This is a genomic window from Streptosporangium carneum, from assembly GCF_027922005.1.
GTDB lineage: Bacteria > Actinomycetota > Actinomycetes > Streptosporangiales > Streptosporangiaceae > Streptosporangium > Streptosporangium carneum.
In genome coordinates this window covers 72116-87565 of sequence record NZ_BSEV01000026.1, presented here as the reverse complement: position 1 = coordinate 87565, position 15450 = coordinate 72116, and the positions used below count along the sequence as shown (strand labels likewise).

Here is a 15450-nt window from a genome sequence, read left to right as displayed (position 1 = left end):
CGTCCTGCCCGGCCCTTCGAGGCCGGGAGGATGTCACCCTCCCACGAAGAATCCGGGGGTCCGGTCCCTCCAGGGCATGGCCTGCTCGAGGCGGGCGGCGAGCCGCAGCAGCAGGTCCTCACGGCCGTACGGGGCCACGAGCTGCACGCCGATCGGCAGGCCGCTCCCGCTCCAGCCGAGCGGCAGGCTGACGGCGGGCAGGCCCGCGATGTTGAACACCACGGTGAACGGCCCGTAGTCGAAGAGGGCCTCGTGCCAGCTGGTCATGGTGTGGCCGGGGTCGTCGTAGCGCAGGACGCCGTGCGGCGCGGGCAGACGCCCCAGGGTCGGGGTGACCAGGAGGTCGTGTTCGGTGAAGAACGCGCCGACCGACCGGCTCACCCGGTTCTGCGCGTCGAGCGCGGCCATCAGGTCGAGGGCGCCGAGCTCCCTCACCTCCTGGAGGGCGTGCCTGGTGACGGCCTCCAGCCTGTCGGGGTCCGGCGGCGTCGGCCCGGAGGTCGCGGCCGAGGCGACGCACGCGACCGCGACCGGCACCACGCCCCTCAGGACGAGGTCCCAGTCGACGACGGGGCTCGCGTCGGTGACGAAGTGCCCCATCTCCTCCAGCGTCCGGCTCGCCCCGAGCGCCGCGGCGGCCACCTCGGGATCCACCGGGACGCCCGACCACGCCTTGGTGGTCACCGCGACCCGCAGCGTCCCGGGGTCGGCGTCCAGCTCACCGGCGTAGCGCCCCGCCGGGGGCGGCGCGGTGTACCTGTCGCCGGCGGCGGGCCCGTGGACGGCGTCGAGGAGGTGCGCGGCGTCGCGGACGGTACGGGTCAGCCCGAAGTCACAGGACATCCCGAACGTCACCTCGGCCGCGTCGGGACCGCAGGAGACGCGGCCCCGGCTCGGCTTGAGCCCGACCAGCCCGCAGCAGGAGGCGGGGACGCGGATGGAGCCGGCGCCGTCGGTGCCGTGCGCGAGGGGCACGGCGCCCGAGGCGACCAGGGCCGCCGCGCCGCCGCTCGAACCGCCCACGCCTCGCTCGAGATCCCAGGGGTTGCGGGTCGGCCCGTGCTTGACCGACTCGGTGGAGAAGCTGACCACCATCTCCGGCACGGTGGTCAGGCCCAGGGTGACCAGGCCCGCGGCCCGCAGCCGCGTCATCAGTTCGCTGTCGCGCCGGGCGACCGCGTTCTCGAGGCCCCGGCTGCCCAGGGAGTACGGCGTCCCCTCCGCCATCGGCCCGCTGTCCTTGATCAGGAACGGCACCCCGGCGAGCGGTCCGTCCGCCGCGTGGTCGAGCGCCGGGGAGAACAGCGGCAGCGCCAGGGCGTTGAGCTCGGCGTCCGCCGCCGACAGCGCCCGCCTGGCGGCGTCCTCGACCTCGGCGGCGGTGACCTCGCCCGCCGCGATCAGGTCGCGCAGTCCGACGGCGTCGTGGCGTGCGTACTCGTGAAGCTCCACTGGCGTTCCTCCTGCTCGGCGCTCGCGGTCCCGCCTTCCCGGAGGGAGGCCGCGCGTGGCACCAGTGTTAGCGCGTTCCACAGGAGGAATTCCACTGTTTCCTCAGGTTTTCTGGCGTTTTTCGGCCGCCAGGCGGCCGATGACCAGGCCCGCCTGGCGGGCGCGTCCCACCAGGGCGTGCTCGGCTCCCGCAGGGCCGTTGACCAGCACGGCGTAGCCGATCCTGCGTCCGGAGCCGATCATCACCCCCACGTCGGCCCGCACCCCGGTGTCCGTGCCGGTCTTGTTGGCCACCCAGACCCTCCCCTCGGGGACCGAGTCCGGGACCTCCCGCTCCTCGGCCTCGTGCGCCAGCAGGGCGGGGACCAGGCTCCGGTCGCCGTTGTGCGCCATCCAGCGCAGCATGAGCCTGGTCCACTCCTCTCCTCCGTCGAGGCTCGCCGCGAACCGGGCGAGCTCGCCCGCCGTGCCCACGGCGAAGGTCGGCGGATGCGAGGGCAGCCGGGGCTCGCGGATCCGGTCGAGGATCCGGGTGCGGACGAGCCCCAGCCCGGCCGCGTTCTCCGCCACCCGGTCCAGGCCGACCCTGCGCAGCAGCGCGTTGGTCGCGGTGTTGTCGCTGACCGCGGCGACGAGCACGGCGAGGTCCCCGATCGCCCAGCGGCGTCCCGACAGCAGGCCCAGGAGACCGGAGCCGCCGCAGCGGTCGTCCTCCTCGATCTCGACGACCTCGGCGGGGTCGAGGTCGCCCGCGGCGATCCCCCTGGCGACGGCGGCCAGCAGCAGCAGCTTGCCGGTGCTGGCCAGGGTCAGCTCGACGTCCTCGCGCAGGGCGAGAAGGCCGGGCACGGACACCGCCAGCACGCCGGGCCCGTCCCCGTCGAGGCCGTGGGCGACGGCCTGCCCTCCGGCGCCGGAACCGGTCACGGTCTCCTGCCTCCGTTCCTCCACGCTCACGTGGCGAGCACCGATCCGGGTTTCGCGCCGGTCTCCACGCCGTCGCGGACCACGCTCCGTCCCGCGACGACCACCAGGTGGATCCCGGACGGTGGGACCAGGGGGTCGGCGAAGGTGGCGCCGTCCGCGATCGAGGCGGGGTCGAAGACGACGAGGTCGGCGTGCGCGCCGTCGGCGACCACGCCGCGCCCGGCGAGCCCGAACCTGGCCGCCGCCATGCCCGTCATCTTGTGCACGGCCGTCTCCAGGCTGAGCAGCCCCAGCTCCCTGACGTAGTGGCCGAGCACCCTGGGGAAGGTTCCCGCCCATCGCGGATGGGGGCGGCCTCCCGGCTTGGGCACCCCGTCCGAGCCGATCATCGAGTACGGCGCGGCCAGCACGCGCCGCACGTCGTCCTCGATCATGGAATGGCTGATGATCGTGACCTCGCCCTGCTCGGCGACGAGCAGGGCGGCGGCCACGTCGAGGGGGTCCTGGCCGCGGGTGACGGCCAGCTCGGCGATCGTGAGCCCCTCCGTTTCGGAGTGGCGCGGCGCACAGGCGATCGAGATGCGGTCCCAGCCACCGTTGCCGACGGTGTTCTCCCAGCCGGGGACGCCCTCGGCGATGGCCAGACGCATCAGGTCGCGCTGGCCGGGGTCGGCCAGGCGTGCCGTCAGCGCGGAGATTCCGCCCTCGGAGGCCCAGGGCGGGAGCATCGCGCCCAGCGCCGTACTTCCCGCAGTATAGGGATAGACGTCACATGTGACATCCCTTCCCTCGGCGCGCAACGCGGAGATCCTGGGCAGGGTGCGCTCCGTGCGCCCCCAGGCGTACTTCCCCGCGGTCTTGTGGTGGGAGACGTGCAGCGGCGCCCCGCTCCTGGCGGCGATCTCGACGGCCTCCTCCAGCGCCTCCTCGACACGCGACATCTCGTCACGCAGGTGGGTGACGTACGGCTTGCCGTGCCGGGCCGCGACGGCCGCGAGCGCGACCACCTCGTCCGTGCCCGCGTAGGTGCCGGGAGTGTAGATCAGCCCGGTGGACAGCCCCGCCGCGCCCCGGGTCAGCGCCAGGTCGAGCAGCCGGCACATCGTCTCCAGCTCCTCGGGGGTCGCGGCCCTGTCGACGGGGCCCATGACCCCGCCGCGCAGCGTGCCGTGGCCGACCAGGGAGGCGAGGTGGTTGGCCCTGGGCGCCGCGGCGTGCGCGGCGGCGAACTCGGCGAACCCCTCGTACATCCCGACGTCGCCGCCGAAGTAGACCCGGTTCTCGGCCCGCATCGCGGCCAGCCGTCCGGGCAGCGCGGGAAAGAGGCTGGAGCCGCAGTTTCCCGAGATCTCGGTGGTCACTCCCTGCAGGACCGAGGCCAGGACCATCTCGCGGCCCAGCTCCCCGTCGATCAGGGTGACGCCGTCCGAGTGGGTGTGCACGTCGATGAAGCCGGGCGCGACGACGAGGCCGGTCACGTCGACGGTCTCGTCCGACGTGGCCGGGCCTCCCGGGGGGAGCAGGGCGAGACGGCCGCGGGCGACGCCCACGTCGGCGAGGCGCGCCGCGTCGGGCGACGCCGTTCCGTCGACCACGAGGCCGCCGCGCAGCAGCAGGTCGAAGTGGGTCACAGCACCTGCCCCAGGAAGGCGCGGAAACGCTCGTGCCGGGGGTTGGCGAGCACGTCGCGGGGGTTGCCCTGCTCGACGATCACGCCGCCGTCGATGAAGACCAGGTTGTCGCCGACCTCGCGCGCGAAGCCCATCTCGTGGGTCACCACCATCATCGTCATGCCGCTGGCCGCCAGGTCCCGCATGACCGCGAGGACCTCCTGGACCAGCTCGGGGTCGAGTGCGCTGGTCGGCTCGTCGAAGAGCATCAGCTTGGGGTCCATGGCCAGGCTGCGGGCGATCGCCACGCGCTGCTGCTGGCCGCCGGAGAGCTGGGCGGGGTAGTGGCCCGCCCTGCCCGCCAGGTCGACGCGCTCCAGCAGCTCCATCGCCCGCTTCCTGGCGACGTCCCTGGGAACGCCCTTGACGACGACCGGGCCCTCCATGACGTTCTCCAGCGCCGTCCGGTGCGGGAACAGGTGGAAACGCTGGAAGACCATGCCGATGTCCTGCCGCTGGGCGCACAGCTGGGCGGGGCGCAGGTGGTGCAGGCGCTCGCCCCGCTCGGCGTAGCCGATCAGGTCCCCGTCCACCCAGATGCGTCCGGAGTCGACGGTCTCGAGGCGGTTGACGCAGCGCAGCAGCGTCGACTTGCCCGACCCCGAGGGGCCGACGACGCAGACCACGCCGCCGACGGGCACGTCCAGGCTGATGCCCTTGAGCACCTCGACGGAGCCGAAGCACTTGCGGACCGAACGGATCCGCACCATGGGCGGTGCGGGCACGGTTTCGAAGGCCGGTAGGGCCATCACACGCTCCCCTTGCCGAACGGCCGCAGGTTGCGGCGGACCTTCGTCCGCAGCGCGTCGTGGCCGCGCTCGAACCGTCTCTCGATGAAGTGCTGGCCGACGCTCGCGATGGTGGTGAGCACGATGTACCAGATGGAGGCCACGATGAGCATCGCGATGACCTCGAAGTTGCCCAGGTAGATGCGCTGGGAGACGGTCAGCAGCTCGGCTCCCGCGATGACCGAGACCATCGAGGTGGTCTTGAGCATCGAGATGAACTGGTTGCCGGTCGGCGGGATGATCACGCGCATCGCCTGGGGAAGCACCACCCTGCGGAGCACCTGCCGGTGCGTCATGCCGAGCGCCTCCGCGGCCTCGCGCTGCCCGGGGTCGACCGAGCGGATGCCCGCCCTGACGATCTCGGCCATGTAGGCGCCCTCGTTGATCGCCAGGCCGAGCAGCGCCGCGGTGAAGGGCGTGATCAGCTCGTTGGCCTGCCACTCGACCAGCTTGGGGCCGTCGAAGGGCACGCCGATGCCGAAGGAGGGGAAGACCAGGCCGATGTTGAACCAGAAGATCAGCTGAACCAGCAGCGGAGTGCCGCGGAAGAACCAGGTGTACAGGGCGGAGGCGCCCCGCAGGACGGGGCTGCCCGACAGCTGCATCACCGCGGCGAGGATGCCCAGGGCGAGGCCGATGACCATCGACAGCACGGTGAGCTGGATGGTCACCCACAGTCCGCCGAGAATCCTGCCGTCGGTCAGGTACTCGACGATGACGTCCCAGTGCAGGTTCTCGTTGACGATGATCGTGTAGAGCAGCCAGACCATGGCGAACAGGGCGACCGCCGCCGCGATCCACCGCCCCGGACGGGGCGGGCGGACCGCGTCGATGGGCAGGTGCGGCTCCCCCGCCGCCTCGGAGTTCCTGGTCGCCCCGGGGGCGCCGGTCACTTCCACGGCTTGGTGTTGACCATGGTCTCGGGGACGGCGTTGCCCGCGACGCCGTACTTGTCGAGGACGGCCTTGTAGCCGCCGTCGGCCAGCAGTTCCTGCATGGCCTTGGCCACGGCGTCGCGCAGCGCGGTGTTGCGGCGGTCGATCGCGATGCCCCAGGGGCCCGCGTCGTACTGCTCGGGCAGCACGTCGTACTTGCCGGTGTCCTTGGCGTACATGGCCGCGACGGGCGAGTCGACGATGGTGGCGACCGCGCGCCCCGAGTCGATGCTCAGCAGGCCGGTCGGCGCGTCCTCGCTCTGCATGATCTGCATCTTCTTGTCGCACTTGTCGTTCTGCCGCTGCCCGATCGCGAGGTTCGAGCTGCCCTTGGCCAGCACGACGACGCGGCCGCACAGGTCCTCGAGGGTCTTGATGCCCTCGGGGTTGCCCTTCTTGACCATGATGGCCCCGCCCGCGTTGAAGTAGTCGACGAAGTCGACGGCGGCGCGGCGCTCCTCGGTGTCGCTCATGGAGGACATGACCATGTCCCACCGTCCCGCCTGCAGGCCGGGGATCAGGCCGTCGAAGGCGGCGTTGGTCACGGTGACCTTGAGACCGAGCTTGGCGGCGATGGCGGCGGCGAGGTCCGGGTCGACGCCGATGAGCTCCTGGGTGCCCTTCTTGTACATCTCCATCGGCGGGTAGCCCTCCGAGGTGGCCATCCGCAGCTCGCCCGTCTTGCGCACGGCCTCGGGCACCAGGTCCTTCGCGGTCTTGCCCGCCGCCGCGGTGGCCCCCGTGTTCGCGTCCGTCCCCGAAGCCGAGCGCCCGCACCCGCCGGCGAACGCCGAGACGACCAGCGCGGCAGCAATGACCGAATACAGCCGTTTTGTCATTTAAGCTCCTGTTTTGCGAATAGTTGAGCTTATGGTGCCGACGGCAGGTAACGGTCCCAATACAGGTGAATGCTTGCGAGTCTGAGCATCGAAACCTTCGATGCTCAGACCGGACAAAAGCCTTAAAGCCCTACCTTCAACCCCATGAGCTTGGTGATCGAGAACGGCTGGCCGCGCACCGCGGCCTGGATCGACGGGGAACTGCGCGTCGGCGGGGTGGGCGTGCGGGAGCTCGCCGCGGAGTTCGGCACCCCCGCCTACATCCTCGACGAGGAGGAGTTCCACGCCCGCTGCGCGCAGTGGCGTCAGGCGCTGCCCGACGGGGAGGTGCACTACGGGGGCAAGGCCTTCCTCTGCCCGGAGGTGGTGCGCTGGCTGGACGAGGCCGGACTCTGCCTCGACGTGTGCACGGGAGGCGAGCTGGCCGTGGCGGTCGCCGGCGGCATGGACCCGGCGCGGGTGGTCTTCCACGGCAACAACAAGTCCCTCGCCGAGCTGCGCCGCGCCGTCTCCTGGCGGGTCGGCTGCGTGGTCGTCGACTCCTTCGCCGAGATAGAGCGCCTGGCCGCCCTCGCCGACGAGGCGGGGGTGCGGCAGAGCGTGATGATCCGCGTCACCCCGGGGGTCGAGGCGCACACCCACGAGTTCATCGCCACCGGGGGCGAGGACTCCAAGTTCGGCTTCTCGCTGCGTGCCGGACTGGCCGCCGAGGCCGTCCGGCTGGTCCTGGCCGCGCCCTCGCTCGAGCTGTCCGGGCTGCACTCCCACATCGGCTCGCAGATCACCGACCTCGGCGGCTTCACGCTGGCCGCGCGCAGGATGGCCGACTTCCTGCTGGCCGCCGAGCGCGAGCACGGCGTGACCATCCCCAAGCTCGACCTCGGCGGCGGCCTGGGCATCGTCCAGCGCCCCGGCGACCCCCTCCCCCCGCGCCCCGCCGAGCTGGTCGCGGCGGTGCGCGAGGTCCTGCCCGCCCACGTGCGGCTCGCCGTCGAGCCCGGCCGCTCGATCGCGGGGCCGACGGCCGTCGCGCTGTACGAGGTGGGCACGGTCAAGGAGATCCCCGGCGTCAACACCTACGTCAGCGTGGACGGCGGGATGAGCGACAACCCCCGCCCCGCCATGTACGGCGCCGCCTACACCGCGATCCTGGCCTCCCGCTCCTCACAGGCCCCCGCGCGTGAGGTCACCGTGGTCGGCAAGCACTGCGAGAGCGGCGACGTGCTCGTCCGCGACCTGCCGCTGCCCGCCGACGTACGCCCCGGCGACCTGCTCGCCGTCCCCGCCTCGGGGGCCTACCAGCGGTCGATGGCCAGCAACTACAACCACGTGACGCGGCCGCCGGTGGTGGCGGTGCGCGACGGGGCCGCCCGCGCGATCGTGCGCAGGGAGACGGAGGAGGACCTCCTGCGCCTGTACGCCTGAGCCGCTGGGCCCGACCCGGCCGGCGTGAGCCGTTCAGCCCTCCTGGACGGGGCGGAGCACGACCGGCAGCTCACGGTGGGCGTTGGTCACGAGGGAGTCGACCTGGACCAGTTCGTGGTCGGGGACGGCGAGCGCCATGCCGGGGAAGCGGCCGAACAGGGCGGGGAGCGCGATGCCCGCCTCCAGCCTGGCCAGCGGTGCGCCGAGGCAGTAGTGAACGCCGTAGCCGAAGGAGAGGTGGTCATGGCGGCTGGGCCGGGTGAGGTCGAACAGGTCCGCGTCGCCGCCGTGCCGGGCCGGGTCGCGGCCCGCGGCCGCATAACCGGCGAGGATCGCCTCTCCCCTGCGGATCACGACGCCGTCGACCTCGATGTCCTCGACGGCGTAGCGCAGCGGCAGGTTGGCCACAGGTGCCTGCCAGCGCATCGTCTCGTCGATCACGTCGTCCCACGAGGCGGCGCCCGCGCGCAGCAGGGCCAGCTGCCCGGGGTGGGTCAGCAAGGCGTGGACGGCGTTGCCGATAAGGCCGACGGTGGTCTCGTGCCCCGCGGCGATCATCAGGAACAGGGTGTCGATCAACTCGGCCTCGCTGAGCCGGGAACCGCCCTCCTCCTCGCGCGCGGCGATCAGGTCGCTGGTCATGTCGTCACCGGGGTTCTCCCGCTTGGCCGCGACCAGGGCCTCCAGGAGGACGTACCCGTCCTGAAGGGCGTCCTCCACCTCCTGCGGGTCGGCGGAGGTGTGGAAGAGGCTGTCAACGATGCGGCTCAGGTCGCCCCGCGCGCCGCCGGGGACGCCGAACAGCTCGCTGATCACCCGCATGGGCAGCCGGTAGGCGAACCTCTCCCGGACATCCACGACCTGCCCCGGCGCGGTCGCGACCAGCTCGTCGAGGAGCTCACCGGTGATCCGCTCGACGCGCGGGCGCATCGACTCGACCCGGCGCGGGGTGAACGCCTTGGAGATCAGCGAGCGCAGCCTCCGGTGGTCGGCGCCGTAGGCGGTGAACATGTTGTACACCGAGACCCAGCTGATCAGGGACCAGGGCGTCGGGATGTCGCCGTTGACGTAGGCGGGCCAGTGCCTGCGGGCGTCCTTGGACACCCGCGGGTCGGCGAGGAGCCGTTTGATCGTGTCGTGGCGGGTCACCGCCCACACGACCACCCCGCCGGGGAGCTCGACCGGCGTCGCCGGGCCCATCTCGCGCAGACGGGACGCCTCGGCGTGGATGTCGCGTCCGGCGGGGTCCAGGCGGACCGGATCCAGGGGAACGGGGGCGATGGGTTCCACGGGCTCTCCGGCTGTCTCGGCGGCGGGGGCGGCAGTGGCCGAACGTACGTCATGGGAGCCGTGGGGCGACATCACCTTCCCTCCTGGCTTCCGTAACGGACGTGTGAGCCTTACCTGGCGGACGGCGATCTCCTGAGAGGCCCGCCGCCCGTCGCCGCCTTACCGTGCCCGGTCCCCTCCATGCTTTGCGTGCCCTTTACCGGCCAATCCGGGCCGAATACGAGCGTGGGCCGCGCACTGTGGAGAAAGATCCCACTGAAAGCCAGCACGGACCAACCTCGCACGGACCAACAAGGAGGCTGCCATGTTCCGCAAGACCCATCTGGCTCTGACCCTGGCGCTCGGTGTCGGCGTCGTCTCCGTCGGCGCCGCCGCGGTGGCCGAGTCGGCGTCGGACAGCTCGGGCCACCGGGCGTACGCTGTGATCAAGAACGTCGACGGCGCGGCCGTCGGCTCGCTCAGGATCGAGCGCGAGCGGTTCGGCAAGTCCAGGCTGACCGTGGCCGTCAGAAACCTGACCGCCGGCTACCACGGCTTCCACGTCCACACCACCGGCGTCTGCGACCCCAAGTCGACCGACCCGGCGACCGGGAGCCCGTTCTTCAGCGCGGGCGGCCACTTCAGCCTCGGCTCCGGCAGCCACGCCGACCACTCGGGCGACCTGCCCGCCCTCCTGGTCGGCGCCGACGGGACCGCGAGCGCCTCCGTGGTGACCGACCGCTTCCGGGTCGACCAGCTCCTCGACAAGGACGGCAGCGCGGTCGTCGTCCACGCCCTGCCCGACAACCACGCCAACATCCCCGCCCGCTACAGCGACGCCAACGGCAAGACGGGACCCGACGAGGCGACCCTCAAGACCGGCGACTCCGGCGGCCGGATCGGCTGCGGCGTGATCGCCGAGCGCTGATCCCGCCCGGGCCCGCCCGGGCCCGAGCCTCGCGGGCCCGCCGGCGGGCCCGCGAGGCTCGGGCGCGGAGGGGCGGCGCGTCGGGCGCCGTGCCCCTCCTCCCTCAGGCGATCAGCCCCCACGGCTCGGAGATCCGCGAGGCCAGGCGCGGCTTGGCGTCGGCCCACCACAGGACGGACCGCACGAGGGTCGCGGCCGGGTCGGCCACCTGGTGTGTCGGCTCGAAGGGGTCGGCCATGCTCGTGTAGCCCTCGAACATGCCCAGCAGGCGCACCGCCTGAAGCTGGATGGGCGACAGGTGCTGCTCGGCGAAGGGCAGGAAGAAGCGGTGCCACCGCCTCGCCGAGATGAACGGCGGCACGGCGACCGGCGGGATGCCCCGTTCCTCGCGCCAGCCGTTGAGCGTCCGGCAGGTGATGTCGAGGAGCGTCTCCAGGGTCATGCAGTTGCTCCCGCCGGCGATCGTCTCGATCCTCGTGCCGTCCGGCGGCGGCCCGGTGGCGGCGTTCAGGATCACCTCGGCCACCTGGTCGACCGGCGCCACCTCCGCGTATCCCCCGGGCTCGCCGATCACGGCCGCCGCGAGCCCAGAGACCAGGGTCTGCAGCAGCGTGTACGGGCCGGAGAAGCGGGCTATCGACCCGTCGTCGTCGCGCCCGAGGATCAGCGGCGGGCGCACGATCGTGGTCGGGCCGTCGTGCCGCTCGGCCACGAGATCCTCGCATTCGGCCTTGGACCACTCGTATCCGTTGCGGTAGCGCCCGAACTCGCCGGGCTCACTCGAGGGGGGAGGATCCGATCCGCCCACGTAGGCGGTGGAGACGTGCACCAGGTGGGTGCCCGGGCCGACCAGGTCGAGCACGGCCTCGAGCGGGCGGACGTTGGACTCCACCGCCTCCTGCCTGGTCATCGTCCATCGGGTGGACGCCGCGGCGTGCACGACGACGTCCCATCTCCTCCGCAGCTCCTCGGGGGGCGCCTCCCCGCCGATCTCCCAGCTGACGTCCCCCTCGCGCTGGGGCCGTCTGGCCACCCGTACGAGCTCGGCGGGCCCCGACGCCCGCAGGAAGGCCCGGGACAGCTCCGTGCCCACCACCCCCGTCGCCCCGGTCAGCAGGATCCGCGTCCCGCCGCCTCCGGCCGCGGCGCTCACGCGGCCCTCAGCACCAGGGACACGTTGTGCCCGCCGAAGGCGAAGGAGTTGGACAGGGCCACCGGGGACCCGATCCTCCTCGGGGCTCCCGTGACGAGGTCGATCTCGTCGGCGCACTCGCTCGTGCCGAAGTTGGCCACCGGCGGCACCAGTCCGCCCGCGGCGACGCCGAGCGAGATCACCGCCTCCAGCGCTCCGGCGGCGCCGATCAGATGGCCGACGACGCCCTTCGGCGCGGTCACCGGCGGACAGCGGCCGGCGAAGCAGGAGGCGAGCGCGCGGGCCTCCGCCCGGTCGTTGAGGTAGGTGGAGGTGCCGTGCGCGTTGACGTGGCCGATGTCGGCGAAGGAGAGCCCGGCGTCCTGGACGGCCCTGGCCATGCAGGCGGCGGCGACGCCGCCGTCCTCCCGGGGGGCGACGATGTGGTGGGCGTCGGAGTTGCTCCCGTAGCCGAGCACCTCGCCGAGGACGTCGGCGCCCCGTCTTTCTGCGTGCTCCCAGTCCTCCAGCACCAGGAAGGCCGCGCCCTCTCCCATCACGAAGCCGTCGCGGTCGGCGTCGAAGGGACGGCAGGCCGCCTCAGGGTCGTCGTTGCGTCCGGACAGCGCGCCGATCCGCGCGAAGGCGGCCATCACCATCGGCGTGACCGGGGCGTCGACGCCTCCGGCGATCATGACGTCGCACTCGCCGGAACGTATCTTGAGTGTGGCCTCGCCGATGGCGGTCGCCCCGCTGGCGCAGGCGGTCGCGTAGGTCAGCGCGGTTCCCCTGGCCCCCAGCCGCATGCCGATCCGCGCCGCCGCGGAGTTCGCCATGATCTGCGGAACGGTGAACGCCGGCATCCTGGCCGGATCGTGCTCGCAGCGGCGCAGCACCTCCTCGGTCGCGCCCAGGCCGGCGACCCCGGTGCCGACCGCGATCCCGACGCGCTCCGGCGTGAGGTCTCCCAGCCGGGCCCCGTCCACGGCGTCCGCGGCCGCGGCCAGGGCCAGCGTCGTGCCGCGGTCCATCTGACGTCGCTGGCGGAGTGCGACGTAGCGGTCGAGGTCGAACTCGGGAACGGTGCACGCGAACGTCACCGGGACCTCGTTCTTGACCAGTTCGTCCACCGTCGCCGCGGTCGACCTGGCCTCCCGCAGCCGTTCCAGGAGGGTCTCGACGGTGTTGCCTGCGGGCGACTTCACCCCGAGGCCGGTCACCGCGACCCTTCGCCTGCCGTTCATGCCGGTCGCGCCGGGATCCGCGCGGCCACCAGGTCGACGGCATGGCCGATGTTCCTCATGCCGAGGAGGTCCTCGATCTGCATGCGGACGCCCAGTGCCCGTTCCAGCCTCGCGCCTATCTCCATGAGCTCCAGGCTGTCGACGGCGTACTCCGCGCCCAGGTCCGTCTGCTCGCCTATCTCGGCCTGGTCGACTCCCAGGACCTCGGACACCTTTTCGATCATCAACTCGGACAGTTCGGCTCGGTTCATTCCAGTTCTTTCATCACGTTCGTCATTGCTTCGAGGTCGGCGGAGGGGAGGTCAGGGACGGCGCGCACTCGTCCAGGTCGAGTGAGGCGGGCACGCCCAGTGCCCGCCTGCCGAGGAACTGCCGGGCCGCCACGGGGGTCGGCGGATGGAAGCGGATGGCCTGGGCGTCCCGCCACAACCGCGCCAGCTCGCCCTGGCGGGCGTAGGACGCGCCGCCGCACGCCTCGGCGATCGCCGCCACGAGGGCGGGCACCGTGTGCACCGCCTGCTGCTTGACCGCGAGCGCGGCCGGCAGGAGGCGTTGCGGGTCGGCGCGGGCGTCCATCCGGCCCGCGACGGCGACGCAGCCCGCCTCAAGGGTCAGCAGCGCCGCGTAGGGGTCGCCCAGCACGGCCTGGTAGCTCGGCAGGTCCGCCCTGGCGCTGCCCAGGTGCGCGATCCGCTGGGCGCCGAGAAGGCGGCGTCCGACGCGCAGGGCCGACTCCGCCAGCCCGAGGTAGACCGCGGTCGCCGTCAGGGAGAACCAGATCACGCCCGCGGCGAGGACGTCGTCGTCCTCCGCGCCCGCCGGGGCCTGGTAGAAGACCAGCTCGTCCGGGATCACGCAACGGTCCAGGACCAGGGTGTTCGACGCGGAGCCGCGCATGCCCATCGCGTCCCAGTTCTCCACCACGCTCAGGCCGGGGGCGTTGGTCGGCAGCATCGCCACGAGGATCTGCGGGGAGCCGCCGTCCCGCGCGGGAGCGGCCACCTGGAGACAGACCAGGTCCGCCTCGGAGGCCAGCGAGCACGGATACTTCCTGCCGGTCACCTCCCAGCCGCCCGGCACCCGCTCGGCCACCAGCGTCGACCGGGTCGCCGAGCCGCCCAGGTGCGGCTCCGCGAAGGCGGAGGCGACCAGCCGGTTCTGGGTCGCGATGGCCTCGATGAGCAGCCACGACACGTCGGTGTTGCGCCGCCAGTGCTCCACCGTCAGCCCGATGGTGAAGATGTGCATGTTCACCGCCACCGCGAGCGCCGGATCGGCCTGCCCCAGCAGGCGCTGCGCCGCGCAGGACTCCAGCAGGCCCGCCCCCCTGCCCTGGAAGGCGGTGGGGATCGCGAGGGCGGGCCAGCCCGTCTCCCGCAGGAGGTCCAGGCTGCCGGGGCAGGGCCGCCCGCTCTCGTCGGCCCGCGCCGCGCCGGCCGCGAACCTCTCCAGGGCGTCGGCGGGCATGAGCTCTCCGACGTCGGGCCAGAGCTCGTCGAAGGGTCCGGGATCAGCGCTCACGCCGGTCCCCCCATGCCGCCGCGGCCGCCTCCAGTGCGCCGTCCAGCGCGGCCATCGCCCGGTCGACCTCGGGCGGGCCCGCCACCAGCGGCGGAAGCAGCCGGAGCGTCTCGGGCCTGCTCAGGCACGGGGACACCAGCAGGCCGCGCTGGGCCAGCCCCATCTGGATCTCACCGGCCAGCTCGGGGCTCGTGAAGTCGACCCCCCACAGCAGTCCCCTGCCCCGGATGTCGGCGACCAGACCGGGGTGGTCCGCGCGCAGCGTCCGCAGGCCCTCCGCCATCAGGCGGGCCAGTTCCGCGCCGTTTCCCGCGGCGGCCTCGACCTCGGCCAGCGCCACCGGGACCGCGGCCATCCCCAGGGGGTGGCCGCCGAAGGTGGCGGTGTGCCGGAACGGGTCCTTCAGCAGCGGCTCGTACAGGGCGTCCGAGCAGACCAGGGCGGAGATCGGCGCCACCCCGCCGCCGAGGGGCTTGCCCAGCAGCACCGCGTCCACCTCCAGCCCGGCCGCGAGCGCCACCGAGGGGTCGCCGCACCGCCGCAGGCCGCACTGGATCTCGTCGGAGACCACGAAGGCGCCCGCCCTCCGGGCGTCGGCGCTCCAGCGCCGCAGCACGTCGAGGTCCAGCGGGCGCACACCGTTCTCCCCCTGCACGGGTTCGAAGACGACCGCCGCGACGTCCGTCTCCGCGGCGACGCGCGCCACCGCCGCCGGATCGTCCGGGGCGACGTGCGTCACGCTGCCCAGCAGATCTTCCAACCCCTCGCGGAAACGGTCGTGGTGGGTCAGGCCGAGCGCGCCGAGCGACTTGCCGTGGTATCCGCCCTCCACCGCGACGACGACGCGCCTGCCGGTCGCCAGGCGGGCGAGCTTCACCGCGGCCTCGACGGCGTCGGCTCCGTTGAGGCCGAAGTGGACCCTGCTCAGGGCCCCGCCGAGATGGCCGCCCAGGTAGCCGGTCACCCGTTCGGCCGCCAGCGCGGCGACCGGGTTGGCCAGGCTCCTGGTCGAGGTGGGCATGACGTCGAGCTGTTCCCGCACCGCGGCCACCACGGCCGGGTGCCGGTGTCCCAGGAGGGTCACCGCGTATGAGCCGAAGTCCAGGACCGAGCGGCCGTCGGACAGCCGCACCTCGCAGCCGGACGCGTCCGCCTCGACCGCGCCCTGACCGGCGAACTTGCCGCTCAGCGCGAGCCCGGGAGACATGTGCCGCTGAATTCTCCTGAAGGTGACCCGCGCGATGTCGGGAGCCGTGGCCCGGGGTGGGGCGGGCGGTTCCAGCACGTGGCGATCCAACGTTTCCCTTTCCCTGTCTTCTC

14 protein-coding genes are annotated in these 15450 nt (G+C 72.8%); 2 read left to right on the top strand and 12 right to left on the bottom strand.

The window, feature by feature from the left end:
* Window positions 1-33 precede the first annotated feature (33 nt).
* From PKF00_RS35840 to PKF00_RS35815, 6 genes are all read right to left on the bottom strand, one after another.
* Entirely contained in the window at window positions 34-1452 is a 1419-nt protein-coding gene (locus tag PKF00_RS35840; protein ID WP_271222164.1) for an amidase, read from the bottom strand.
* A gap of 102 nt (window positions 1453-1554) precedes the next feature.
* Window positions 1555-2409 (bottom strand): serine hydrolase, encoded by an 855-nt coding sequence (locus PKF00_RS35835; protein WP_271222163.1) that lies wholly within the window; start codon window positions 2407-2409, stop codon window positions 1555-1557.
* The gene (locus PKF00_RS35830) at window positions 2406-4010 is read right to left on the bottom strand and encodes an N-acyl-D-amino-acid deacylase family protein (protein WP_271222162.1); all 1605 of its coding nucleotides are present in this window, start codon (window positions 4008-4010) and stop codon (window positions 2406-2408) included. The genes PKF00_RS35835 and PKF00_RS35830 overlap by 4 nt, the downstream gene beginning before the upstream one ends.
* The gene (locus PKF00_RS35825; RefSeq protein WP_271222161.1) at window positions 4007-4798 is read right to left on the bottom strand and encodes an amino acid ABC transporter ATP-binding protein; all 792 of its coding nucleotides are present in this window, start codon (window positions 4796-4798) and stop codon (window positions 4007-4009) included. The genes PKF00_RS35830 and PKF00_RS35825 overlap by 4 nt, the downstream gene beginning before the upstream one ends.
* Entirely contained in the window at window positions 4798-5736 is a 939-nt protein-coding gene (locus PKF00_RS35820) for an amino acid ABC transporter permease (RefSeq protein ID WP_271222160.1), read from the bottom strand. Before PKF00_RS35820 ends, PKF00_RS35825 begins: the two co-directional genes overlap by 1 nt.
* A complete protein-coding gene (locus PKF00_RS35815) occupies window positions 5727-6611 on the bottom strand; it encodes an ABC transporter substrate-binding protein (RefSeq protein WP_271222159.1) in 885 nt (294 codons plus the stop codon). Before PKF00_RS35815 ends, PKF00_RS35820 begins: the two co-directional genes overlap by 10 nt.
* Window positions 6612-6755: 144 nt before the next feature.
* Between PKF00_RS35815 and lysA the strand changes: the two genes are divergently transcribed.
* Window positions 6756-8036: a diaminopimelate decarboxylase gene (gene lysA, locus PKF00_RS35810; protein ID WP_271222158.1), complete on the top strand. Its 1281-nt coding sequence runs from the start codon at window positions 6756-6758 to the stop codon at window positions 8034-8036.
* Between the two features lie 33 nt (window positions 8037-8069).
* Here lysA and PKF00_RS35805 read toward each other — a convergent pair whose 3' ends face one another.
* Window positions 8070-9326 carry a cytochrome P450 family protein gene (locus PKF00_RS35805; RefSeq protein WP_271222157.1) on the bottom strand — a complete coding sequence of 419 codons (1257 nt, stop codon included), beginning with the start codon at window positions 9324-9326 and terminating at the stop codon, window positions 8070-8072.
* A 304-nt stretch (window positions 9327-9630) separates the two neighbouring features.
* Here PKF00_RS35805 and PKF00_RS35800 point away from each other — a divergent pair, with 304 nt between their 5' ends.
* Entirely contained in the window at window positions 9631-10233 is a 603-nt protein-coding gene (locus tag PKF00_RS35800) for a superoxide dismutase family protein (protein ID WP_271222156.1), read from the top strand.
* A gap of 103 nt (window positions 10234-10336) precedes the next feature.
* Here the strand turns inward: PKF00_RS35800 and PKF00_RS35795 are convergent, their stop codons facing one another.
* From PKF00_RS35795 to PKF00_RS35775, 5 genes are read right to left on the bottom strand one after another with little or no spacing between them, the layout of a single operon-like run.
* Window positions 10337-11386 (bottom strand): SDR family oxidoreductase, encoded by a 1050-nt coding sequence (locus PKF00_RS35795; RefSeq protein ID WP_271222155.1) that lies wholly within the window; start codon window positions 11384-11386, stop codon window positions 10337-10339.
* Window positions 11383-12609, bottom strand: a complete 1227-nt coding sequence (locus PKF00_RS35790) for a beta-ketoacyl-[acyl-carrier-protein] synthase family protein (protein ID WP_271222154.1) — start codon at window positions 12607-12609, stop codon at window positions 11383-11385. The genes PKF00_RS35795 and PKF00_RS35790 overlap by 4 nt, the downstream gene beginning before the upstream one ends.
* Window positions 12606-12860, bottom strand: a complete 255-nt coding sequence (locus PKF00_RS35785; protein WP_271222153.1) for an acyl carrier protein — start codon at window positions 12858-12860, stop codon at window positions 12606-12608. Before PKF00_RS35785 ends, PKF00_RS35790 begins: the two co-directional genes overlap by 4 nt.
* Window positions 12861-12882: 22 nt before the next feature.
* Window positions 12883-14130, bottom strand: coding sequence for an acyl-CoA dehydrogenase family protein (locus PKF00_RS35780; RefSeq protein ID WP_271222152.1), 1248 nt, complete (start codon window positions 14128-14130; stop codon window positions 12883-12885).
* On the bottom strand, window positions 14120-15337 hold the full coding sequence (locus PKF00_RS35775) for an aspartate aminotransferase family protein (RefSeq protein ID WP_271222151.1): 1218 nt from the start codon (window positions 15335-15337) through the stop codon (window positions 14120-14122). The genes PKF00_RS35780 and PKF00_RS35775 overlap by 11 nt, the downstream gene beginning before the upstream one ends.
* Window positions 15338-15450: the final 113 nt, after the last annotated feature.